The organism is Lacrimispora sp. BS-2, assembly GCF_040207125.1.
GTDB lineage: Bacteria > Bacillota > Clostridia > Lachnospirales > Lachnospiraceae > Lacrimispora.
In genome coordinates, this window is sequence record NZ_CP157940.1 from 1,079,152 (window position 1) to 1,103,150 (window position 23,999).

The window sequence follows — 23,999 nt, forward strand, 5'->3', positions numbered from 1 at the left end:
CCAACCTCCTTCTAACCGATGCCGCCCTCAAATTCAAGAGCCACCAGCCTGTTCATTTCCACGGCGTATTCCAAAGGAAGCTCCTTTGTTATGGGTTCCACGAAACCACGGACAATCAGCGCCTTAGCTTCATTTTCGCCAATTCCCCGTGTCATCAGGTAAAAAACAGTTTCTTCGCTGATTCGCCCGATCTTTGCTTCGTGCCCGATATCCACTTCGTCATTGCGTATATCCATCACAGGAATTGTGTCGGAGCGGCTCTCCCGGTCCAGCATGAGGGATTCGCAGCTTACGCTGGACTTGCTGTTTTTTGCTTCGGGCAAGACAGTAACAGCGCTGCGGTAGATGGCCTTCCCGCCGCTTTTGGAGATGGATTTTGACGATACCGTGGATGAAGTATTCGGAGCGGCGTGAATCACTTTCGTGCCAGTATCCAGCTCCTGCCCCGCGGCGGCAAAGGTGATCCCCGTAAACTCACTTCTGGCCCCGTCTCCCCGCAAAATACTGCTGGGATACAGCATGGTGATGTGGGAGCCAAATGTGCCGGACACCCACTCGATTGCACCGTTTTTTTCCACTGCCGCGCACTTTGAATTGAGGTTCATCATATTTCTCGACCAGTTTTCAATGGTAGAATACCGAAGCGTCGCGTTCTCACCCACATAAAGTTCCACACAGCCAGCGTGCAGATTCAGAGCGTTATACCGCGGCGCGGAACAACCCTCAATGAAATGAAGCCGCGCGCCTTCCTCCAGAATAATCAGAGTATGTTCAAACTGCCCGGCTCCCGGCGCATTAAGCCGGAAATAGGATTGCAGCGGCATATGGACCTCCACATCTTTTGGCACATAGACAAAGGATCCGCCTGACCAGACCGCTCCGTGAAGCGCCGCGAATTTATGTGCAGTGGCAGGAAGAAGTTTCATAAAGTGTTTTTTTACGATATCCTCATACTCATGGAGCGCGGTATCCATATCGGTGTAAATCACGCCCTGCTGGCGCATCTCTTCTTTAATGCTGTGATAAACGACCTCAGAATCATATTGTGCTCCCACGCCGGAGAGCGCCAGTTTTTCCGCTTCAGGGATACCCAGCCGGTCAAATGTCTGCTTGATTTCTTCGGGAACCTCGTTCCAATTATCCGTCATCGCCATATTTGGGCGGACATAGGTGACGATATGGTTCATATCCAATTCGTGAAGGCTCGGTCCCCAATTTGGAAGAGGAAGCCGTTCATAAACGGCAAGGGATTGTAACCGGTGTTCTAACATCCAGCCCGGTTCGTTTTTTTCGGTGGAAATATCGGTAACGATTTCCGCAGTCAGCCCTTTATCTACCTTGTACGCGGCGTTTTCCGGGTTTGCAATGTCATAGGCGTCACGGTTGATTTCCTCAACCTGTGTTTTTTTACGTTCCATCATGTCACCTCCTCGATCGCTTTGGCAGGTGAGAGAGAAGTGAAGCCGCAGCGATTCACCTCATCAATCAGCGATTCATCTCCGGTTTTGATAATCTGCCCGTCAATCAAAATGTGTACCATATCAACATTGATATTTTCTAAAATTTTCGTGCTATGGGTGATGATCAGCAGTGCGTTTTCTTCATTTTTATAGCCTCGTACACCCTCAGATACCGTTTTGACGGCGTCAACATCCAGGCCTGAATCGGTTTCATCCAAAATAGCCAGCTTTGGGTGAAGCGCCAGCATCTGCAATATTTCATGTTTCTTCTTTTCCCCGCCTGAAAACCCGACGTTTAAATACCTTGTGGCGTAACTTTCGTCAAAATCCAGACGCGCCATAAGCTCTTTTAATTCCTTGTGGAAGTCCCAGGCCCGCTCGTTGTTACCGGTAACCGCATACCGGGCCGTGCGCAGAAAGCTTTCCACAGTGATCCCGTCTACTTCCTCAGGATTTTGAAATGTCATAAAGATGCCGTTTCTCGCTCTTTCATCTGTTTTGGTATAGGTGATGTCTTTTCCTTCAAATGCGATGCTGCCTCCCGTCACCGTATAGTCCGGATGTCCCATGATGACACTCGCCAGCGTAGACTTTCCTGCGCCGTTTGGTCCCATGATCACATGGGTCTCTCCTGGATTTATTGTTAAATCTACTCCCTTGAGGATTTCGTTATCACCTGCACAAGCCCTTAATTTAGAAATAGTAAGCATGTCTTATTCCTCCTTCCTTTCCATAGCTCTTCCGCAGCTGCCGCCTGATTGACAGGCAAACTCACTGATAGGCATACATTCCTTTACTTTTTCAAAAAAATCCAGAATAACCTTTGCGCTGGCATCGCTGAGAGAACAGAAATATTGACACAGCTTTTGGTTGGCTTCACTATGGTATTCCTGATGTTTCAGCCTTGCCTGCTTCCCCTCCGCTGTAAGCCTGTAATATTTTTCTTTCTTATTCCCGGGCATTTTATATCCTTCAATCAGTTTCTTTTCTGTCAGTTTTACCGTCATCTGAGTAATTGCGCCTTGCGTAACGCCCATAATTTCCGATAACATACGTGCATTTGCATGGGGATGGTCATAAATCGTGTCAATCAGGTTCAGTTCTGCGTGATAAAGCAAATTAGACTCGCTATATATTTGAGGGATTCTCTGCTCATCCGTGATCATAGCTATAACTTCAAATAAGTTACCAATTAATTTACATTCCATGTTCTTTTTCCCTCCAATATTTTACGAAACAATGGCTGATTTTGGTTTTAATTGCGAATTTAGTATAGCACCTAAAGAATCTGCTGTCAATATACTTTAGCTACTAAAGAATATTGGCGGATTCTTATCTGATGGGCGAGGGGATGTGCATCTCTTTATTGTTCTTTGTTAAACCAAATAGTTACAATGCCTTGGCTGCAGCTTCGATTATATAATCATAATACAAAGTGATGAAGCTACACGGAAATGATTATATGCGGATTTAAAAATGTGTAATCTTGTGGAAAATGTATTTTAAGAGATAATAAGTTTTATATAAATGAAAAATATGCATAAATAAATAGTGTAAAAATATATAAAATGCACAAAATATTTAAAACGAACATATAATACATAAACGGTCATTTAACGCTCTTGAAAAACTTGTAATGTAATGATATTATCTAGTTGTAAAGAGAAAATGAACATAATCGATCATAAAACGATCATAAAAAGCAAGGGAGGATGTTTGGATGAGCAAAGTGGAAGAAATCACAAGGGAAAGCTGGATCATGAGTACGTTTCCTGAATGGGGAACCTGGCTGAATGAAGAGATTGAAAATGAGACAGTGGAACCTGGAACAGTGGCTATGTGGTGGCTGGGCTGTACAGGTATGTGGTTTAAGACACCGGGCGGCTGCAATATTACTGTGGATTTGTGGTGCGGCAACGGAAAGCGTACTCATGGTAACGGAAAAATGGCTGTGGGCCATCAGATGGCAAATATGTGCGGCGGAAGAAAGATGCAGCCTAATTTAAGGGCAGTTCCTTTTGTACTCGATCCGTTTGCCGTTAAACATGTAGACGCGGTTCTGGCAACCCATTACCACCAGGATCATATGAGTGCGGAATATGCAGCCCATGTGATCCAAAGCAACATAACAACAGTGGATGAGAATGGAAAAGAAATACCGGTTCCTTTTATCGGTCCTAAGAAATCCGTTGAGCTGTGGCAGAAATGGGGTGTTCCGGCAGACCGCTGCATTACGGTAGTGCCCGGAGACAGCATCAGGATAAAGGACATTGAAATTGTGGCACTGGATTCCTTTGACAGGACCTGTCTTGTAACAACGGATTCCACCGGCCCGGACCGGGAGGAGCTGACAGGAACGTGTCCTATGGATATGGATGAAAAGGCGGTAAATTATCTGATCAAAACTCCTGGCGGAAATATTTACCACAGCGGCGATTCCCATTACTCCATTTATTTTGCAAAGCATGGAAAGGATCATGACATTGATGTGGCTTTTGGTTCTTATGGAGAAAATCCGGTGGGAATGGCTGATAAGATGACTTCCTGCGATATCCTCCGCATGGCTGAGGCCTTAAGATGTAAGGTGGTAATCCCTATTCATTATGATGTTTGGACCAATTTCATGGCGGATGTGAATGAAATCAGGGTACTATATCATATGAAGAAGGATCGGCTGGATTATAAGTTTCATCCGTTTTTCTGGGAAGTAGGCGGAAAATACGTTTATCCCAGAGATAAGGACAAGCTGGCTTATCACCATGAAAGAGGCTTTGAGGATTGCTTTGAAGCACCTCAGAATATTCCGTTCCGTTCACTTTTGTAATCAGGAAAAAGGAGAAAACATGCTGAGAGATTTTGTGGAGAAGAAACATTATAAATTTGCCAGAGAAGCAAAGGATTGGGAGGATGCGGTCCGGATGAGCTGTGAATGCCTGGAGGAGGATGGGACGGTAGAAGGAAATTATAAGGAAGAAATCATTGCCTGTATTAAAAAATACGGCCCTTATATCATTATTTTACCGGACATAGCCATGCCACATTCCCAGGAGGGAGCAGAAGGCGTACACAAGACCAGTATCGCCTTTATGAAACTGGATAAGCCGGTCAGCTTTGATGCGGATGACCCGGAAAAGGATGCACAGCTTTTCTTTACGCTGGCCTCCTGCAATCCGGATCAGCATCTGGATAATATGACCCGGTTATCGGAGCTGCTTAGCAATGAGGAAGTACTTGCTGAACTGAAAAAAGCCAAAAATTCAGAGGATTTGCTGCGGATTCAGGAACGATATTTGGATTAAGAAAAAGGGGAGAATACAATGGATATTTTAATGAAGGTATGGACTTTTTTTGCCACAAACGTATTACAGCAGCCGGCGTTTATGATTGGTCTGATCGTTATGATTGGCTACATCTTACTGAGAAAACCGTGGTATGATATACTTGCAGGAACTTTAAAAGCGATCGTGGGCTATCTGATCTTAATGGTTGGTTCCGGCGGACTGGTCAACAATTTCCGGCCGGTATTGGTAGGCTTAAAGGACAGGTTCCAGATGGATGCCATGGTAATTGACCCTTATTTTGGCCAGAATGCTGTAACAGCAGGCGTAGGGGAAGTGTTTGGAAAAGGCTTTGGCGATGCGATGATCCTGTTGTTCATTGCATTTATCGTCAACATTCTTCTTGTCCGTTTTTCAAAATACACCAAGCTTCGGGCGCTGTTTACCACCGGTAATGTTCAGGTCCAGCAGGCTGCCACAGCATACTGGCTGATCATGTTTGCCTGTCCATTCCTGTTAAATGCAAGAGTTGCCATGCTTGTGGTAATGGCTCTTCTTTTAGGAGCTTACTGGGCAGTAGGTTCTAACCTGACAATCAAGCCATGCCAGGAGGTTACGGATGGAGCCGGTTTTTGTCTGGCCCATCAGCAGATGTTCGGCGTTGCAATCAGCTACTATCTTGCAGGCAGGCTGTTTGGAAAAGAAAACAAGAAAAACAGTGGGAAAGAAATTAAAAAGATTGAAGATATTGAACTGCCTGGCTTTATGTCCATTTTTAACGACAATATGGTATGTACTTCCATCTTAATGGTTATCTTTTTCGGAGCGATCCTCTGTATCCTTGGCAGGGATTACCTGATTGAAGGACAGTTTATGAAAGAGGGAGCCAGCATGTTTTTCTATGTCCTTCAAACCTGCTTATATTTTGCAGTGTACCTGGCAATTCTGCAATTAGGTGTACGTACCTTTGTGGCGGAGCTGACAGCTTCTTTCCAGGGAATTGCAGACAGAATTCTTCCTGGCTCTGTCCCGGGAGTGGACTGTGCCGTAATCTTTGGTTTTGGTGCGGCCAATGCCGTGACTCTGGGATTCTTAGCTGGTTTTGCCGGACAGATTCTGGCCATTGTGGCCCTGATTCTGTTAAAGAGTCCGGTGCTCGTAATATGCGGATTCGTTCCTGTATTCTTTGATAATGCTACCATCGGTGTTTTTGCAAATGAAAAGGGCGGATTTAAAGCTGCTCTGATCCTTCCCTTCGTATCCGGCTTATGCCAGGTATTCGGTTCTGCCTTAATTGCAGGCTGGGTAGGCATGGCAGCCTATGGCGGATACCTGGGAATGTGGGACTGGGCGGTCATATGGCCGGTATTTACCGTTATCATGAAATATTTAAGCTACATTGGTATTGGAATTGTACTGGTTGCACTGCTTGCTATTCCGCAGATCCAGTACTGGAAAGATAAAAAGGGTTATTTCCTTATGACAGAGGATTATGAAGCGTATAAAGAATTAAAGGCAGACAAGGAATAAATGTGATTAAGGAGGGTTATGGTCATGGCTGGTAAAAATTTAAGCTTTTTGGTATGTTGCGCAAATGGGGCAGGCTCAAGCCTGATGGCACAGATGACTTTGGAGAAGGTGCTGAAGAAATTTAATATCAAACCGTCAAAGGTTCATCATTGCGCCCTTTCAGAAGGAAAAGGGTCAGCGCCCCAGTATGATGTGGTGATTTGCGCACAGAACTTTAAGGATATGTTTGCAGATGCCGAGAAAAAAGGCATTAAGGTGGTTGGACTTAAGAATGTGATGTCTGCTCCTGAGATTGAAACCAAGTTAAAAGAGCAGGGAATCATTCAGGAAGGTTAATAAGTAATTTTCGTCTGCCGGATTGTTTTTATCCGGCAGACAGTATCTAATAAACTGTGGATCCAGGCAGTGATCAAATATTGATAAAAGTGCAGGTGAGCCGATGAAAAGAGAATATGCCCTTGTGGAGGAAAGAAGAGAGCGTATATTAGATATTGTAAGAAACAGTCCCAAAGTGTCCGTGAACAGTTTGGCAGAGCAATGCGGGACTTCTGTCATAACAGCCCGGAGAGATTTACAGTATCTGGAAGACAGGAAGCTTTTAAAGCGCTGTCATGGCGGTGCCCTTCCCATTGAAAAAGGCCCTGCGGAAGCAAATGAAATATTACTTTACAGACGGCTGATTGCCAGCTATGCTGCAACGTTGGTAGAAGATAATGACACGTTGTTTATTAACACCAGCAGTACTGCCCTGCAGATACTGGAATACATCAAGAGCAGGAACGTCACAGTCATAACCAACAATGGAAAAGCGATTAGCAGTGAACATGGGTCCGGAGTAAATATCATTCTCACCGGCGGCGAGCTTCGCTATCCCAAAGAAGCTATGGTGGGGGATCTTGCGGTAAGGAATCTTCAGAACATATATGCCAAAAAGGCATTTATGGGGTGTTCCGGCATTTCCGTTATGTCCGGAATGACCACCGAGATCATGAACGAGGTATGCTTAAACGAATTAATGATCGAACACACAAGATCCGAACTGTACATCCTGGCCGACCATACAAAAATAGGAAAGAACAGCAGCTTTTCAAGCTGCAGCATAGGTAAAGTTCAGCATTTGATTACTGATGAAAAAGCGCCTGAAGAGATTTTAAAAGAATTCAGGAAGGCTGGAGTGCAGATCCACCAGGTGAAAAAAGGAGGTTTTTAAATGAAAACCTATACCCTTGGGTTGTATGAAAAGTCAATGCCGGCTGAATTAAGCTGGAAAGAAAAGCTGGAAGCTGCAAAGAACGCCGGTTTTGATTTCCTGGAAATGAGTATAGATGAAACAGAGGAAAAGCTGGGACGTCTTGAAATGACTTCACAGGAACGGCTGGAGCTGCTGGAATTGACAAAGACCGTTGGCATTCCTATAGGTACCATGTGTTTAAGCGGACACCGGAAGTATCCCCTGGGAAGCCATGACCCGGCAATCAAGGAAAAAAGCATGGAAATCATGAAAAAGGCCATAGAACTGGCGTCGGATCTGGGAATCCGGATTATCCAGCTGGCCGGGTATGATGTGTACTATGAAGAATCCGATGATGAAACCAGGCAGTATTTTATCGACAACTTAAAAAAGGCTGCTGAAATGGCCGCATCAGCCGGTGTGGTACTTGGATTTGAAACCATGGAGACCGGATTCATGAATACGGTGGAAAAAGCCATGGAATACGTGAAGCAGGTTTCTTCTGTCTACTTAAATGTTTATCCCGATATAGGGAACATAACAAACGCTGCGTTCACCTATGGAACCGATGTATTAGAGGATTTAAAGCTTGGAAGCGGGCGGTTGGCTGCTATGCATTTAAAAGAGACGAAACCAGGCATATTCCGTGAGGTTCCTTATGGAGAGGGCCATGTGGACTTTAAAAAGGCCATTGAGACAGCCTGGAAGCTTGGAGTAAGGAAATATGTGGCGGAATTCTGGTATACTGGGAACCCCTCCTGGAAAGAAGATCTGGTTACGGCAAATCTTAAAATGTCGGAAATATTGAGGGAACAGGAATGAAAGGGGTAAAACATAATGAAGATTGAAAAAAAGGTGATGGGGAATCTGACGAAGTGCTATTCCATAGCCCCGCTTCGTTACAAGGGAACCGATCACATCCTGGTTGCGGCGGAAAAAGTCGACCGCTGCCTGCTATTTGACACAGAAGGCAATTTAGAAGACACCATTTGGACAGAGCCTGGCGGCGTGATGACCATGGTTCAGGTTCCCGGTTCTGACGGACAATTTCTGGCAACTCAAAAATTCTATTCTCCCAATGATTCCAAAGAAGCAAAAATTGTCATAGTGACTCCTGATGAAGAGAAGGGCTGGGAGGTACGGACTTTGGTGGAGCTGCCCTTTGTCCACAGGTTTCATATTGTGGAACGGAACGGTACCAACTATTTGATTGCATGTACCTTAAAATCAGGCCATGAGTTTAAAGATGACTGGTCTTCCCCGGGAAAGGTATACGGGGCGGTTCTGCCTGAGGATTTAAGCGTATTTAACGAAGAGAATCAGATCCAGCTGAAAGTGATTAAGGATGATATGCTGAAAAACCATGGCTATTATAAGGTGGACGACGGTGGTCTCCAGGCCAGTATCATATCCTGTGACAGCGGTGTATACCAATTTATCCCGCCGGAAAACCCAGCCGGAGAGTGGGAGATTTGCCGGCTGATAAAAGAGGCGGCCAGTGATGCGGTGCTGGTGGATTTTGATGAGGATGGAGAAAAGGAATTAGCCATTATTTCCCCATTTCACGGAGATAAAATCAGTATTTGGAAAAAAACAGACGGGGAATACAAAGAGGTCTATGTGAATGATAAGACGGCTGAGTTCAACCATGCCATTTTCGGTGGAATGCTTTGCGGCAGACCGGCCCTGGTAATCGGGCACCGGAAGGGAGAACGCAATCTTTTAGCCTTTACCTATAATCCGGAACAGGGTTCTTATGAGGTACAGATCATTGACCGGGATTGCGGTCCTGCTAACGTATACAAGTATACAAAAGATGGGAAGGACATCATCATATCCACCAACCATGGGATTGATGAAATTGCCATGTATACACTTATGCCATGAGTGCAAGTGAGCTTATGAGCTTGCTCTTATAGCCAGCGACGAATGTTGATCATGTGCTTTTTTGCACATGATACCATAGGAGGTAAAACATGTTAGAAGCCTTAAAGCAGCTTGTTTACGAAGCCAATATGGAACTTCCCAGGTACGGGCTTGTCACCTTTACCTGGGGCAATGTCAGCGCCATTGACCGTGAAAAGGGCATGTTTGTCATTAAACCCAGCGGCGTGGATTATAGCGAGCTTAAGCCGGAAGATATGGTGGTTATGGATATGGAAGGCAGAAAGGTGGAAGGAAGGTATAACCCTTCTTCTGATACCCCTACCCATCTGGAACTTTATAAGGCATTCCCAAAGATCGGCGGCATCGTGCACACCCATTCTTCCTGGGCAACCAGCTGGGCCCAGTCCGGACGGGGGATTCCCTGCTATGGAACTACCCATGCGGATTACATGTACGGAGAAATTCCCTGCCTGCGCTGCCTGACAAAGGAAGAGATTGAAGAAGGGTATGAGAAAAATACAGGACTTCTGATCGCGGACTATTTTAAGGAGAAAGAATATATGGCGGTACCAGCCTGCCTTTGCAAAAATCATGGTCCTTTTACCTGGGGAAAAGATGCTAAGGAGGCCGTGTATAACGCAGTGGTTCTGGAAGAGGTAGCCAAGATGGCTCTCCGGTGTGAACAGATCAATACGGAGGTTGCTCCTGCACCTAAAGAGCTGCAGGATAAGCATTATTTAAGAAAGCATGGAGCCAATGCTTATTATGGTCAAAAAAATGGATAGCATGGTGAGCGTTCTGAAAATTCTAGGAGGAATGAGAAATGAGATTTTTTTTAGACACAGCAAATGTTGAAGAGATCAGGAAGGCCAATGACATGGGAGTGATCTGCGGAGTGACCACCAATCCTTCCCTGATTGCAAAAGAAGGAAGGGATTTTAATGAAGTGATCAAAGAGATCACCGGGATTGTGGACGGGCCCATCAGCGGTGAAGTAAAAGCAACCACCACCGATGCAGAAAGCATGATAAAGGAAGGCAGGGAGATTGCTGCCATTCATCCCAACATGGTGGTTAAGATACCAATGACTGTGGAAGGGCTGAAAGCCACAAAGGTGCTGTCTTCTGAGGGGATTAAGACAAATGTAACTCTTGTATTTTCAGCCGCCCAGGCTCTTTTGGCAGCCAGGGCAGGAGCTTCTTATGTTTCTCCGTTTTTAGGGCGTCTTGATGATATTTCCATGCCGGGAATTCATTTGATCGAAGAAATTATGGATATCTTTCAGATGCACGATATTAAGGCTCAGATTATTGCAGCCAGTGTGCGCAATCCCATTCATGTCACTGACTGCGCAAAAGCAGGGGCAGACATTGCAACGGTTCCTTACAGCGTCATCCTACAGATGACAAAACACCCTTTAACAGACCAGGGGATTGAAAAATTCCAGGAGGATTACCGTAAGGTATTTGGGGAGTAAAAGCATCAGGGATGTTAAGAATTGATGGGGCTTATGAGATGAATTAGTCTTTTTAATATGGTGTTATTATGTAAAAGCCTGCCTTCCTGGACGGAAAGGTGGGCTTGTATTTTATAAGAAAGTCCGTTTCGCCTGATGGCTTGCCGGTGTCTAAGAAAGGTAATTTTTCATGGTCTTTAACGCATTTTTTTCCAGACGGCTTACCTGTGCCTGGCTGATATGGATTTCTTCCGCTACTTCGGTCTGGGTCTTTCCTTCAAAAAAACGCATGTCAATGATGTGGCGTTCCCTTTCGGGAAGGCGTCTCATGGCCTCATTTAAGGAGATATCCTCCACCCAGTTTTCCTCCAGGTTTTTTTTGTCACTGATCTGGTCCATGACAAAGAGGGGATCACCGCCGTCGGAATAGACCGGCTCATAAAGGCTGACCGGGCTTTGAATGGCATCCAGGGCATAGGTGATGTCCTCTTTGCTGACTCCAATTTCATTGGCGATCTCCATAAGGGTCGGTTCCTTTAAGTTCTTCTTCATTAAATTTTCTTTGGCATAAATTGCCTTATAAGCGGTATCACGCAGGGACCGGCTGACGCGGATGGAATTATTATCCCGAAGATAACGCCGTACTTCGCCCAGAATCATGGGCACCGCATAGGTGGAGAACCGGACGTTCTGCGTAATATCGAAATTATCAATGGCTTTGATTAAACCGATGCAGCCAATCTGAAATAAGTCGTCTACGTTTTCGTTGCTGCCGGAAAAACGTTGTATGACACTGAGAACCAGTCTTAAGTTTCCCTTAATGTAATCTTCTCTGGCCTTTTTATCTCCATCAAGAATCCGTTTGAACAGAACTTCCTTCTCTTCGTTGCTAAGAAGAGGAAGCTTGGAAGTATTGACACCACAAATCTCTACTTTGTATCCAGACATATCTTTCCCTCCGCATCATTCATTATTCTCATAAAGAAATGATGTACTCAATCGAGGGCTTTTATACGATAGCCGGATCAAAATTAATTTCCAGTTTTTAGGGCATTATTAATCCTGCTTATTTTTTTCATAGAGAATCAGCAGTCCCTTTAATAGCAGAACGTCGTCATAATGAATTTTATGACGGCAAAGCGGGACGACGGAGGAAGCCAGACCTCCGGTTGCCACAAGACTGGCAGAAGTACCAAGTTCTTCCTCCATTCGGTCGATGACACCATCGATCATGGCGGCGTTGCCGTAAAGGATTCCGTTTTTCATACAGTCAATGGTATTTTTGCCGATTACCCTGGTGGGTTTGTTTAATCCGATATATGGAAGCTGCGCTGCCCGGCTGCTTAAAGAATCCAGGGATACTCTTAAGCCTGGAAAGATAATGCCGCCGGAGTAGTTTCCCTCCTGGTCAATGACGGACATGGTGGTGGCAGTTCCCATATCAATCACAATGATGGGAGCCGGATATTCCTTTAAAGCAGCAACCGCATCAACGATCAAGTCGCTTCCAACGGTCTTAGGGTTGTCCATTTTAATGTTCAATCCGGTCTTCATTCCGGAGCCAACTACCATAGGTGTTTTTCCTGTTATTTTTTTAACGGCACACAGGACCACTTCCGTAAGAGGAGGAACAACAGAAGACAGGATCGCCCCTTCTATAGAAGAGAGAGGCAGGTTGTGAATTTCCATAATATCTTTTATATTAACCGCATACTCCAGCTCGGTTTTCCCCTGGTTGGTGGTAACTCGTTCTACAAAGTAGATTCCGGTATTGTCGATGCCGCCTATGACAATATTACTGTTTCCTATATCAATGGCCAAAATCATAAAGGGAACTCCTTTCCAACTTTTTTTTCTTGTGCTATACTGTAGAGTATCATATTTTAAGATGAAAAACAACGGGAGGCACTTATGCTGAAAGGAAAAAATATCATTTTGGGAGTAACAGGAAGCATAGCAGCTTATAAGATCGCCGGGCTTGCCAGCATGCTGGTAAAAAAGGGCTGCAAGGTACATGTATTAATGACCCAAAATGCCACAAATTTTATTAATCCCATTACGTTTGAAACATTGACAGGCAATAAATGTCTGGTGGATACTTTTGACCGGAATTTTTCCTTTAACGTGGAGCATGTATCCCTGGCAAAGCTTGCTGATGTTGTAATGATCGCTCCGGCCAGTGCCAATGTGATCGCAAAGCTGGCCCATGGGATAGCGGATGATATGCTGACAACCACTGTTCTGGCATGCAGATGCAGGAAGATCATTTCTCCTGCCATGAATACCAATATGTATGAAAATCCAATCGTTCAGGATAATCTAATGGTTTGTGAATCCTATGGCATGGAAGTAATTAAGCCTGATTACGGATATCTGGCCTGCGGAGATACCGGGGCAGGAAAGATGCCGGATCCTGAAGTGCTTTTTGATTTCATTGAAAGAGAAGTCTGTTTTGAAAAGGACCTGGCAGGAAAGAAAATTCTGGTTACGGCCGGTCCCACCAGGGAAGCCATTGATCCGGTCCGGTTTATCACCAACCATTCCACAGGGAAAATGGGCTATGCTGTGGCAAAGGCGGCTTCTCTCCGTGGAGCGGATGTGACGCTTGTGAGCGGAAGAACGGCTGTGCCAAAGCCCCGGTTTGTACGCCTCATAGAAGTTGACAGCGCAAAGGAAATGTTTGATGCGGTTACGGAGAAAGCAGGAGATCAGGATGCTGTCATTAAGGCCGCTGCTGTGGCGGATTACCGTCCAAAACACGTAGGAACGGAAAAAACAAAGAAAAAAGAGGGAGAAATGGTTATAGAACTGGAACGGACGGACGATATCCTTAAATGGCTGGGAGAACACCGGAAAAAGGGACAGTTTCTCTGCGGCTTTTCCATGGAAACCCAGAACATGCTGGAAAATTCAAGGGTAAAGCTTGATAAAAAGAAAATCGACATGATTGTTGCCAACAACTTAAAAGTGGCCGGAGCCGGTTTTGGAACAGATACCAACGTAGTCACCATCATAACAAGGGAAAAAGAACTGCCGCTAGAGACTATGACAAAGGATGAAGTAGCGCACCGCATTCTGGATGAGATATTTACCCTTCAGAATGATGGGAAGAAGGAGTAGGCATTATGAGAATTGAGAAAAGACAAATTATTGTACCAGGGCAGTTGACCGGTCCTGTATGCCTGACCGGTTATTTACTGGACAGCATAAGCGTAAATCCGGATATGCTCCGCCCTGCTGTTATTGTACTTCCCGGAGGCGGATACAGCCGTAAGTCGGACAGGGAGAGTGAACCAATAGCCCTGCAGTTTATGTCCATGGGCTGCCACAGTTTTATTTTGGATTACAGCGTGGACCCCAATCGCTTTCCAACCTCACTAAGAGAGCTTGGGGAGGCGGTGGCTTTCATCCGGGAACACGGGGCAGAGTGGAAGGTTGATCCCAATAAAATCATTGTATGCGGTTTTTCTGCCGCAGGTCATTTGGCCTGCTGCCTTGGGGTTTTCTGGGAAAGGGATTTTGTCTGGGAAGCCATAAAACGGACTCCTGAGGAGATCCGTCCCGATGGACTGATTTTAAATTATCCTGTGATCACAAGCGGAGAATTTAAGCATGCCGGTTCTATTTTAAGCCTTTTGGGAGAACATGCGACAACGGAGGAAACAGCGGCAGTATCTTTAGAAAACTTTGTAACGGAGAAGACACCGAAGACCTTTCTATGGCATACGTATACCGACAACACCGTTCCTCTTGAAAACAGCCTGCTCCTGGCTGCTGCCATGAAAAGACATGGAGTGAATTTTGAACTTCATGTTTATCCTGCGGGAGGCCATGGCTTATCACTTGCCAACGAGGAAACCGCAGGTACTAATGAGTCCCTCATAGAACCCTCCTGCCAGAGCTGGATTTCCCTTGCAAAAACCTGGCTTTCTAATTTTTAACCCAATCAAGTAAGTCCCCGCTTCAAATGCGAAAAGCATCAAGTGGTGAGTGGGGCCGTGGATTGCAAATATCCGCTTGACTATGAAAGAAAGAATCTTGACTTGTGATTAGAATCATACTACAATAGACAAGATCTAGACGTAAATTTTGGAGGAACTATTTTTGTGAATATAGCGGAAGAAATTAAAAAGAGAAGAACATTTGCCATTATTTCCCATCCGGATGCGGGAAAAACTACTTTGACCGAGAAATTTCTGCTTTATGGAGGTGCCATCAATCTGGCCGGAACCGTAAAAGGAAGAAAGGGTGCCAAGCATGCTGTTTCCGACTGGATGGAGATAGAAAAGGAGAGAGGAATTTCCGTCACCTCCTCTGTTTTACAGTTTAATTACGACGGGTTCTGCATCAACATTCTGGATACACCAGGCCACCAGGATTTCTCTGAGGATACCTATCGTACCCTTATGGCGGCCGATTCCGCTGTCATGGTCATTGACGGTTCCAAAGGTGTGGAGGCTCAGACCATCAAGCTGTTTAAAGTCTGCGTTATGCGTCATATCCCCATTTTTACATTTGTGAATAAGATGGACCGGGAAGCAAGGGATCCCTTTGAGCTGATGGATGAGATCGAGGAAGTCCTTGGGATCAGAACCTGTCCGGTCAACTGGCCCATTGGCTGCGGAAAGGAATTTAAAGGGGTTTATGACCGCTTTAAAGAAACCATAACCACATTCCGGGCTACGGCAAACGGCCAGAAGGAAGTAGAGGCAACAGAAGTCCAGCTGGGAGATGCCCAGGTGGATGGGCTTATCGGAGAAAGCTATCACCAGCAGCTTATGGAGGATATCGAGCTTCTTGACGGTGCCAGTGATGAGTTGGATATGGAACGGGTCGGAAGGGGAAATTTATCTCCCGTATTTTTCGGTTCAGCTCTTACAAACTTTGGGGTGGAGACATTTTTACAGCATTTTCTTCAGATGACCACCTCTCCTCTGCCAAGACTGACAACAACAGGAGTTGTGGATCCTTTTGAAGAAGATTTTTCCGCTTTTGTATTCAAAATACAGGCTAACATGAATAAAGCCCACAGAGACCGTATTGCATTTATGCGGATCGTATCCGGCAAGTTCAATGCAGGCATGGAAGTCAATCACGTGCAGGGCGGAAAAAAACTGCGTCTGTCACAGCCGCAACAGATCATGGCCCAGGACAGGAAGATCGTGGAAGAGGCCTATGCAGGCGATATTATCGGAGTTTTTGATCCGGGTATTTTTTCCATTGGAGACACCCTTTGCAAATCAAATGAAAAATTTGAATATGAGGGAATCCCCACCTTTGCGCCGGAGCATTTCGCAAGAGTGCGGCAGATGGACACCATGAAAAGAAAGCAGTTCATCAAAGGCGTAAACCAGATCGCACAAGAAGGCGCCATTCAGATATTCCAGGAGTTTAATACCGGAATGGAAGAGATCATTGTGGGAGTTGTGGGAGAACTGCAGTTTGAGGTGTTGACCTATCGTCTGGAAAATGAGTACAATGTGGAAGTAAGACTTGAGAAGCTTCCATATGAATATATCCGCTGGATCGAGAACAGGGATGAAATTGATGTGGCTAAGATTCAGGGCACGTCCGATATGAAACGGATCAAAGATTTAAAAGACAATCCGCTTCTTTTATTTGTCAACAGCTGGAGCGTTGGCATGGTATTGGATCGCAATCCGGGACTAAAGCTTTCTGAATTCGGCCGCAACTAGGATGCCGGGAAGCCGGTAACGGTTTAATAAGAATAAAATATAAGGAGGCAGCAGACAATGAGTAAAATTGATGAAGTAAGGGCAGCCATGGTAGAGGCGATGAAGGCAAAGGACAAACAGAGAAAAGATTCCTTATCCATGCTTCTTTCTGCGCTTAAGAATTTTGAAATCGATAAAAAGGATCACACTCCCATTACAGAGGACGAGGCCAATGCGGTAGTAAAGAAGGAAATTAAGCAGACTCAGGAAACTCATGATCTGGCGCCTGAAGACAGGACAGACATCAGGGAAGAAGCTGCGTTTCGCATTTCCGTTTATAAGGAATTTGCTCCGGAGGATATGGGAGAGGAGCAGATTAAGGAGATCATCCGTTCTGTTCTTGCGGAACTTGGAATTGAAGCACCCACTGGAGCGGATAAGGGAAGGATCATGAAGGTCCTGATGCCCAAGGTGAAAGGAAAAGCGGACGGCAAGGCGGTAAATGAAGCATTGGCATCCATGATGAAATAAGAAAAAAGGGGTGTGGATCATGTATAGGAAAGAAATAGAAGAATATATAGAGTCACATAAACAGGAAATGATAGAAGACATCTGTACCCTGTGCCGCATTAACAGCGAAAAGATGCCCTACAGGGAAGGGATGCCCTACGGGCCGGGAGCGTTTGATGCTTTGAACGAAGCTCTGGCTATGGCAGAATCCTATGGTTTTTCCATTACCAATTATGATAATTATGTTGGGACGGCAGACTTAAATCATAAGGAGCACCAGCTTGATATCCTGGCTCATCTGGATGTGGTGCCGGCAGGGGAAGGCTGGAAGGAGACAGAGCCCTTTGAGCCGGTAGTAAAGGGAGATAAATTATTTGGCAGGGGAACATCAGATGATAAGGGCCCGGCTGTTGCGGCGCTTTATGCCATGAGAGCAGTAAAAGAACTGAATATTCCCCTTAAGAAAAATGTACGGCTGATCCTTGGAACTGACGAGGAGTGCGGAAGTTCGGACATTGAGCACTATTATGCCATAGAAAAGGAAGCTCCAATGACCTTTTCTCCTGACGGCTCCTTTCCGGTTGTGAATACGGAAAAGGGCGGTTTAAACGGCCATTTCACTGCAGAATGGACGGCATCCGGCCGGCTTCCAAAGCTGGTGGGCTTAGAGGCAGGAACCAAGGTAAACGTGGTACCTGGAAAGGCCAGTGCAGTTGTGGCAGGCATTGATGCAGAAGCTCTTGAACATGCAGCAGCAGAGTGTGAAAAAAGGACGGGAATCCGTTTTGAACTGAAAATGGATGAGGATACAGCAACCATTACCGCTATCGGTGAAAGCGCTCATGCCTCTCTCCCTGAGGAAGGAAATAATGCCCTGACCGGACTCCTTTTATACTTAACAGAGCTTCCTCTGGCAGAGTGTGGGCAGATGACCATGATCCGCCGCCTTTTGGAGCTGATTCCTCACGGGGATACTTCAGGAGAGGCTTTGGGAATTGCAATGAAAGATGAGCTTTCCGGCAGTCTGACATTGGCATTCAGCCTTTTAAAGATAACGGAATCCGGTCTGGAGGGAACCTTTGACAGCCGGTGCCCGGTCTGTGCCACAGAGGAAAATGTCCTGGAGGTAGTAAGAAGGAACATGGCGGAAAAGGGCTTTACCCTTCACAATGATTCCATGAAGCCTCCTCATCATGTAGATGGAAATTCTGAATTTGTAAAGACCCTGCTGAGTGCTTATGAAAGCTATACAGGCCGTAAGGGAGAGTGTGTATCCATGGGCGGCGGTACCTATGTTCATGCATTAAAGAACGGCGTTGCCTTCGGCGCTTCCATGCCAGGGACAGATAACCGGATGCATGGGGCTGATGAGTACGCAGTCATTGAGGAACTGACTGTAAGCGCGAAAATATTCGCCCAGGTGATTGTGGATTTGTGTTCATAAAAATCGGGGTTTTTGTTTCAAATTTTAAAATTAGTATTGACAAAAACAGGAAGAGAGCGTAAAATACGCCTCATAAAGGAATTCCTAGTTTGCCTATAGGAATCAGAGGGAGGAGTAGCTGCCATGAACCAGTGGAAAGCCATGCAGATGAATATGAACCAGATGAGCGGCATGTGTATGATGATGTGTCGTGTATCAGAGTGCATAAAAATACGATAATCATTTCATTTGTATGGATTGTGATTGGAATTCGCTGAGAGCAGCAAAACGCGGAAATTTTGAGGTCGCAAGTCTGTGCAGGGCTTGCGGCCTTTTTGTACCTTAAAGAAACATCCCTTTATGCCCCGAGAGAGGGGCGGGAATCAAAAGAAATACCCTGCGGGTATACCTTTATGCCCAGAAAGATGGGCAGGAATGAAGAAAGGAAATGGATATATGCAGTCAGCAGAACCTATTATCCAGCTGGTGGGACTTGGAAAAGAGTTTCGTACCGCTAACGGTCCGATTAAGGCCCTGGACGATATCAACCTGTCCATTGAACAGGGGGAGATATTTGGAATTATCGGTTTAAGCGGAGCCGGAAAAAGTACTTTGGTCCGCTGTATCAATTATCTTGAAATACCAACATCCGGAGATGTACTTTTTGAAAACAAGAGCCTGACCGCCATGCGGCCAAAGGAGCAGAGACTGGCCAGACAGTCTATGGGCATGATTTTTCAGCAGTTCAACCTGCTGGCCCAAAGAAACATCTTACAAAATGTCTGCTTTCCTCTGGAAATTGCCAAGGTCCCCAAAAAGGAAGGCTTAAAAAGAGCCATGGAGCTTTTGGAAATCGTTGGCTTAAAGGACCGGGCCAAGGCTTATCCGGCCCAGCTGTCAGGAGGACAGAAGCAAAGAGTCGCTATTGCAAGAGCCCTTGCAACCAATCCAAAGGTTCTCCTTTGCGATGAGGCTACAAGCGCTTTGGATCCTAATACCACAAAATCCATACTTGGACTTTTAAAGGATATTAACAAGTCCATGGGGGTTACCGTAGTTGTTATCACCCATGAGATGTCAGTAATAGAAGCTATTTGCGACCGGGTTGCGATCATTGACCAAAGCCACATTGCAGAGGTGGGAAGCGTTACGGAAATATTCTCTGAGCCAAAGTCGAAGATCGGCAGGCAGCTTATTTTAGGGGAAGCGGCGGAACGGGTTAGCTGTTTCGGCGGTTCCAGAAGGGTCCGGATTTCCTTTGACGGACGGTCTTCCTTTGAACCGGTACTTTCCAATATGATATTGGCCTGTAAGGTTCCGGTAAATATTATGCATGCAGAGACCAGGGATATTAACGGGACCGCTATGGGACAGATGGTCATCCAGCTTCCGGAAGAGGAAGTGGATCAAAACAGGATTCTTAATTATTTAAAGACAGCGGGAATCACTCATGAGGAGGTGAAGGATTATGATCTTTGATGCAACCGTTTTACAGATGCTTAAAACAGGCATATGGGAAAGCTTGTACATGACATTTGCCTCATCCTTTTTTTCATACCTGATTGGAATCCCCTTGGGCATTATACTGGTCGTTACGGATAAAGACGGGATTTACCCCATCCCCTGGTTTCAGCGGATACTGGGGCTTGTTGTAAACCTGCTCCGTTCCGTGCCGTTTATCATCTTACTTATTATGGTCCTTCCTATTACAAAGGCTATTGTAGGCACTACCCTGGGAGCAACGGCTGTAATCCCGCCTTTGGTAATAGCTTCCGCACCCTATGTAGCAAGAGTCGTGGAAGCCTCCTTTAAAGAAGTAGATCCAGGTGTGATCGAAGCGGCAAAATCCATGGGTTCCTCCACCTTTCAAATCATTTGGAAGGTACTTCTTCCGGAGGCAAAGCCTTCCCTATTAGTGGGAGCAACCCTATGTATCACCACCATACTGGCCTATTCAGCCATGTCAGGCTTTGTAGGCGGAGGCGGACTTGGAGATATTGCAATTAAATACGGATATTATCGTTACCAGACGGAGATGATGTTCATTACCGTAGCTATTCTTGTTATCATTGTTCAGGTTATCCAGGAAGCGGGAATGAAATTATCCAGAGTGAGCGACAAGAGAATTAAATAGTAACTGCCTAAGGCGTTACCATAAAAAATTTAAGGAGGAAAAATTATGAAAAAATCACTTTATGTACTTACGGCAGCACTGTTAGCGGCAGGAGCGCTGACCGCATGCTCAGGAAGTAAGGGAGTACCGGAAACAACTGCGGCAACACAGGCTGCATCATCTGAGGAAACAAATGCAGAAGAAACAACGGCAGCAGAAGCTTCCGGCGAACTGGAGAAAATCGTTGTCGGCGCAACTCCTTCTCCTCATGCAGAGATTTTAAATGCTGCAAAAGATATCCTGAAAGAAAAAGGCTATGAGCTGGTTATCAAGGAGTATACGGATTATGTGCAGCCAAACCTGGCTCTTGAATCCGGAGACTTAGATGCTAACTATTTCCAGCACAAGCCATATTTGGATCAGTTTAATGAGGAAAAAGGAACCGATCTTGTAAGTGCGGCAGCCATTCATTATGAGCCTTTCGGCATTTATGCAGGAAAGACCGATTCCATTGATAAGCTTGCTGACGGAGCCCAGATCGCAGTTCCAAATGATGTTTCCAACGAAGCAAGAGCTCTTCTTTTACTGGCAGACCAGGGTCTGATTGAATTAAAGGAAGGCGTAGAGCTTAATGCAACCAAGAATGATATTGTAAAGAATGAAAAGAATTTTAAAATCGTTGAAGTAGAAGCAGCTCAGCTTCCACGTTCCTTAGGCGACGTGGATGTGGCTGTTATCAATGGAAACTATGCCATTGAGGCTGGCTTAAAGGTATCTGATGCTCTGGCTGTTGAGGATGCCAAGTCTGTGGCAGCAACCCGTTACAGTAATATTATTGCAGTACGTGCGGGAGAGGAAAGCAGTGAGAAGTCAAAAGCCCTTGTTGAGGTTTTGACAAGCGATACCATTAAAAAGTTTCTTGAAGATACCTATGGTGGCGCAGTAGTTCCTTCTTTCTAAATAAGAGATTTTTGCAGCAATGATAAATAGCCGTTATGGAGACAGCTTTGTGCCGCTTCCATAGCGGTTTTTTGAGGCAAAAAACTAATGACAGAAAATATTAATTTTACAGATAATGGAAATTATTGTATAATTGCCATATTATGGTTACAAGGACGTGGCCATAATCAGATGAACGGCAGTAAAAAACACTGCCTTTTATCAGAAATCAGAAAAGCGATTTCAGATAAGCTATATTGTGAAAACAAAAAAGTTTTCACAATCGGATGGACGGCAGTAAAAAACACTGCCTTTTATCAGAAATCAGAAAAGCGATTTCTGATAAGTTACATTATGACAAAAAAGGAGATGATAGAAATGGATCAGGATAATCAAGATGGTTCCTGGCAGGAACCCCGGGATTTGGAATATGATGCAGGATATAAGCAGCCAGAGAAGCCAGCCCAGAACAATATGGCACTTGCTTCTCTGGTCATGGGGATTCTTGGGATTATTACCTCCTGCTGCTGTTACGGAGGTTTGATCTTCGGAAGCCTTGGGGTACTGTTTGCCCTGCTTTCTAAGACGGAAGACAGGTTTGATGGCCATGCAAAGGCAGGCCTTATTACTTCTTCCATTGCATTTGTGTTGGTTGTATTAGTTGTTATCATATTTATTGCTGCTGTGGCAGTGAGTGACTTAGGGCTAGGAGGTGTGCTTTCGTGAAAACTTCATCATCAGAACTTAAAATGCGTGCAAAGCGGACCTTAAAAGGCAGATACGGCCTGTGCATTGGTATCCAGTTTATTGAATTTGCCATTGTTCTGGCAATATCTCTAGTGTATATTTTAACGTCATTTTCTATGGGCTTGATGAGAGATCCTTTTATTGACGGCGTACACGGCATATCAGCAGGATATGTGGTCATGAAGGTGGGGGTTTATTTATCCTTCATGGTAATTCTCTCTCTATACGGTCTTTTAAAGCCGGGGGTACTTAAATGTTATGTGAATATGAGCACTGGCCAAACCGCCAGGCTGTCTGACCTGCTCTTTGCATTTCAGAACAAGCCGCATAGGTTTATAGGACTTTATTTTATTAATCTTTTGATAGGATTTGTATGGGGTATTCCGTACTTTGTAGTATTCATTGTAGCGGCCATCACAGATTTTATACCGGTCATGGTGGTATTGCTGGTGCTTACATACCTGCTTATGCTCAGTGGAAGTATCATTACAATGATGTATTTATCACAGTCCATGTTCCTCTTAATCGAGTCTCCGGATCAGAAGGTACTGGGGAGTCTTAAGGAAAGCGCGGCCATGATGAAAGGCAATAAGGGAGGTCTATTTTACCTTTTTATAAGTTTCATAGGGATGATAGTCCTGGGATACTTCTCCATGGGAATCGGCTTTCTCTGGATCAGCCCTTATATTCACGCCACCCTGACAGAGTATTATCTGGATCTTAAGGAGCGGCTTTCCCATAATTCCCTTAGAATAGGAGAAGAAGTCTCCTGCCAGTCCATGTGGAACCAGGAAAATCAGTGGTAGAACCGTGTCATACAAGGGGGCTACGCATAGAATATACTAAGGAGGTGTATCTATGCGAATTTGCGATCTCAAACAAAAAGAAGTAATTAATATCTGTGACTGCAGACGCCTCGGTTATGTTGGTGATGTGGATTTTGACATGGAAACAGGCTGCCTTATAGCCATTATTGTACCAGGACCAGGGTGCTTTTGCGGCTTTTTAGTCAGGGAGAGAGAATATGTGATTCCTTTCTGCGACATAAGGCAGGTAGGGCCGGACATCATCCTTGTAAACGTGGATTTGGAAAAAGCAACGGAAAGATGCGGGATATAGGGAGGATGGGCTTGCAGAACTTTGGATTGTAAGTTATGATATATGCAGGTAATTCGATTCGCCTTTGGCTCATCGAGCGGCTGATTTACTAAATTCCATTTCAATTGCCTTTGCATTTATTAAGTAAATTATGCCAATAATAATACAGTCCGTAAGACAGGAGGACCAGAAACGTGAAATGCCCATTTTGCAATGAAGCAGATACAAAGGTTATTGATTCCCGACCGGCAGACGACAACAGCTCAATCAGACGCCGCAGACAGTGTGAGAAGTGCGGAAAGCGGTTTACCACCTATGAGAAGCTGGAGACCATGCCTCTCATGGTAATTAAAAAGGATAATTCCAGAGAAGTTTATGACCGTTCAAAAATAGAATCAGGGATTCTTCATTCCTGCCATAAGCGGCCGGTATCATCCCAGCAGATTGATTCCATGGTAGATGAAATAGAGACCCAGGTTTTTAACCGTGAGGAAAGAGAAGTGGAAAGCACGGTGATCGGAGAGCTTGTTATGAAAAAGCTGCAGGAAGTTGATGAGGTGGCTTATGTGCGCTTTGCTTCCGTATACAGGGAATTTAAAGACGTGAGTACCTTTATGGAAGAAATAGGAAAATTGTTAAAAAAGTAGGAGAT

Annotated in this window: 26 protein-coding genes; 21 read left to right on the forward strand and 5 right to left on the reverse strand. The window is 45.1% G+C overall.

The window, feature by feature from the left end:
* Positions 1–11: 11 nt before the first annotated feature.
* Genes sufB through ABFV83_RS05110 form a run of 3 tightly spaced genes read right to left on the reverse strand, consistent with a single transcriptional unit; the run spans position 12 to position 2,668 of the window.
* Positions 12–1,418 carry a Fe-S cluster assembly protein SufB gene (sufB, locus tag ABFV83_RS05100; RefSeq protein WP_349948866.1) on the reverse strand — a complete coding sequence of 469 codons (1,407 nt, stop codon included), beginning with the start codon at positions 1,416–1,418 and terminating at the stop codon, positions 12–14.
* On the reverse strand, positions 1,418–2,170 hold the full coding sequence (sufC, locus tag ABFV83_RS05105; RefSeq protein ID WP_349947857.1) for a Fe-S cluster assembly ATPase SufC: 753 nt from the start codon (positions 2,168–2,170) through the stop codon (positions 1,418–1,420). Before sufC ends, sufB begins: the two co-directional genes overlap by 1 nt.
* A 3-nt stretch (positions 2,171–2,173) precedes the next feature.
* Entirely contained in the window at positions 2,174–2,668 is a 495-nt protein-coding gene (locus ABFV83_RS05110; RefSeq protein WP_349947858.1) for a MarR family transcriptional regulator, read from the reverse strand.
* Between the two features lie 512 nt (positions 2,669–3,180).
* On the opposite strand from ABFV83_RS05110, the gene ulaG reads away from it, so the two are divergent.
* From ulaG to fsa, 9 genes are all read left to right on the forward strand, one after another.
* A complete protein-coding gene (gene ulaG / locus ABFV83_RS05115; RefSeq protein WP_349947859.1) occupies positions 3,181–4,284 on the forward strand; it encodes an L-ascorbate 6-phosphate lactonase in 1,104 nt (367 codons plus the stop codon).
* A gap of 19 nt (positions 4,285–4,303) precedes the next feature.
* Positions 4,304–4,759, forward strand: coding sequence for a PTS sugar transporter subunit IIA (locus tag ABFV83_RS05120; protein ID WP_349947860.1), 456 nt, complete (start codon positions 4,304–4,306; stop codon positions 4,757–4,759).
* Between the two features lie 18 nt (positions 4,760–4,777).
* Positions 4,778–6,268, forward strand: coding sequence for a PTS ascorbate transporter subunit IIC (locus tag ABFV83_RS05125; RefSeq protein ID WP_349947861.1), 1,491 nt, complete (start codon positions 4,778–4,780; stop codon positions 6,266–6,268).
* Between the two features lie 24 nt (positions 6,269–6,292).
* Entirely contained in the window at positions 6,293–6,604 is a 312-nt protein-coding gene (locus ABFV83_RS05130) for a PTS sugar transporter subunit IIB (RefSeq protein ID WP_349947862.1), read from the forward strand.
* A 103-nt stretch (positions 6,605–6,707) separates the two neighbouring features.
* A complete protein-coding gene (locus ABFV83_RS05135; RefSeq protein WP_349947863.1) occupies positions 6,708–7,478 on the forward strand; it encodes a DeoR/GlpR family DNA-binding transcription regulator in 771 nt (256 codons plus the stop codon).
* Positions 7,479–8,321, forward strand: coding sequence for an L-ribulose-5-phosphate 3-epimerase (locus ABFV83_RS05140; protein ID WP_349947864.1), 843 nt, complete (start codon positions 7,479–7,481; stop codon positions 8,319–8,321).
* A gap of 15 nt (positions 8,322–8,336) precedes the next feature.
* Positions 8,337–9,386, forward strand: coding sequence for a hypothetical protein (locus tag ABFV83_RS05145; RefSeq protein WP_349947865.1), 1,050 nt, complete (start codon positions 8,337–8,339; stop codon positions 9,384–9,386).
* A gap of 89 nt (positions 9,387–9,475) precedes the next feature.
* Positions 9,476–10,171, forward strand: coding sequence for an L-ribulose-5-phosphate 4-epimerase (locus ABFV83_RS05150; protein ID WP_349947866.1), 696 nt, complete (start codon positions 9,476–9,478; stop codon positions 10,169–10,171).
* 38 nt (positions 10,172–10,209) lie between these two features.
* Positions 10,210–10,863: a fructose-6-phosphate aldolase gene (gene fsa / locus ABFV83_RS05155; RefSeq protein ID WP_349947867.1), complete on the forward strand. Its 654-nt coding sequence runs from the start codon at positions 10,210–10,212 to the stop codon at positions 10,861–10,863.
* 150 nt (positions 10,864–11,013) lie between these two features.
* On the opposite strand, the gene sigG is transcribed toward fsa, so the two are convergent.
* Entirely contained in the window at positions 11,014–11,790 is a 777-nt protein-coding gene (gene sigG / locus ABFV83_RS05160) for an RNA polymerase sporulation sigma factor SigG (protein WP_349947868.1), read from the reverse strand.
* Between the two features lie 108 nt (positions 11,791–11,898).
* Positions 11,899–12,669 (reverse strand): type III pantothenate kinase, encoded by a 771-nt coding sequence (locus ABFV83_RS05165; RefSeq protein ID WP_349947869.1) that lies wholly within the window; start codon positions 12,667–12,669, stop codon positions 11,899–11,901.
* An 84-nt stretch (positions 12,670–12,753) separates the two neighbouring features.
* On the opposite strand from ABFV83_RS05165, the gene coaBC reads away from it, so the two are divergent.
* From coaBC to nrdR, 12 genes are all read left to right on the forward strand, one after another.
* Positions 12,754–13,962: a bifunctional phosphopantothenoylcysteine decarboxylase/phosphopantothenate--cysteine ligase CoaBC gene (gene coaBC, locus ABFV83_RS05170; protein ID WP_349947870.1), complete on the forward strand. Its 1,209-nt coding sequence runs from the start codon at positions 12,754–12,756 to the stop codon at positions 13,960–13,962.
* Positions 13,963–13,967: 5 nt separating this feature from the next.
* Entirely contained in the window at positions 13,968–14,783 is an 816-nt protein-coding gene (locus tag ABFV83_RS05175; protein ID WP_349947871.1) for an alpha/beta hydrolase, read from the forward strand.
* Positions 14,784–14,948: 165 nt separating this feature from the next.
* Positions 14,949–16,538: a peptide chain release factor 3 gene (locus ABFV83_RS05180; protein ID WP_349947872.1), complete on the forward strand. Its 1,590-nt coding sequence runs from the start codon at positions 14,949–14,951 to the stop codon at positions 16,536–16,538.
* A gap of 57 nt (positions 16,539–16,595) precedes the next feature.
* The gene (locus tag ABFV83_RS05185) at positions 16,596–17,048 is read left to right on the forward strand and encodes a GatB/YqeY domain-containing protein (protein WP_054738715.1); all 453 of its coding nucleotides are present in this window, start codon (positions 16,596–16,598) and stop codon (positions 17,046–17,048) included.
* Positions 17,049–17,067: 19 nt separating this feature from the next.
* Positions 17,068–18,471, forward strand: coding sequence for a dipeptidase PepV (gene pepV / locus ABFV83_RS05190; protein ID WP_349947873.1), 1,404 nt, complete (start codon positions 17,068–17,070; stop codon positions 18,469–18,471).
* 414 nt (positions 18,472–18,885) lie between these two features.
* Positions 18,886–19,929 (forward strand): ATP-binding cassette domain-containing protein, encoded by a 1,044-nt coding sequence (locus ABFV83_RS05195; RefSeq protein WP_349947874.1) that lies wholly within the window; start codon positions 18,886–18,888, stop codon positions 19,927–19,929.
* Positions 19,919–20,584 (forward strand): methionine ABC transporter permease, encoded by a 666-nt coding sequence (locus tag ABFV83_RS05200; protein ID WP_349947875.1) that lies wholly within the window; start codon positions 19,919–19,921, stop codon positions 20,582–20,584. The genes ABFV83_RS05195 and ABFV83_RS05200 overlap by 11 nt, the downstream gene beginning before the upstream one ends.
* Before the next feature lie 45 nt (positions 20,585–20,629).
* Complete coding sequence (locus ABFV83_RS05205; RefSeq protein ID WP_349947876.1) at positions 20,630–21,523, forward strand: MetQ/NlpA family ABC transporter substrate-binding protein; 894 nt, start codon at positions 20,630–20,632, stop codon at positions 21,521–21,523.
* Between the two features lie 357 nt (positions 21,524–21,880).
* Entirely contained in the window at positions 21,881–22,228 is a 348-nt protein-coding gene (locus ABFV83_RS05210) for a hypothetical protein (RefSeq protein WP_349947877.1), read from the forward strand.
* A complete protein-coding gene (locus tag ABFV83_RS05215; RefSeq protein WP_349947878.1) occupies positions 22,225–23,055 on the forward strand; it encodes a DUF975 family protein in 831 nt (276 codons plus the stop codon). The genes ABFV83_RS05210 and ABFV83_RS05215 overlap by 4 nt, the downstream gene beginning before the upstream one ends.
* 52 nt (positions 23,056–23,107) lie before the next feature.
* Positions 23,108–23,368, forward strand: a complete 261-nt coding sequence (locus ABFV83_RS05220; RefSeq protein ID WP_054738725.1) for a YlmC/YmxH family sporulation protein — start codon at positions 23,108–23,110, stop codon at positions 23,366–23,368.
* Between the two features lie 173 nt (positions 23,369–23,541).
* Positions 23,542–23,994, forward strand: coding sequence for a transcriptional regulator NrdR (nrdR, locus tag ABFV83_RS05225; protein ID WP_054738727.1), 453 nt, complete (start codon positions 23,542–23,544; stop codon positions 23,992–23,994).
* The last annotated feature ends 5 nt before the right edge of the window (positions 23,995–23,999 follow it).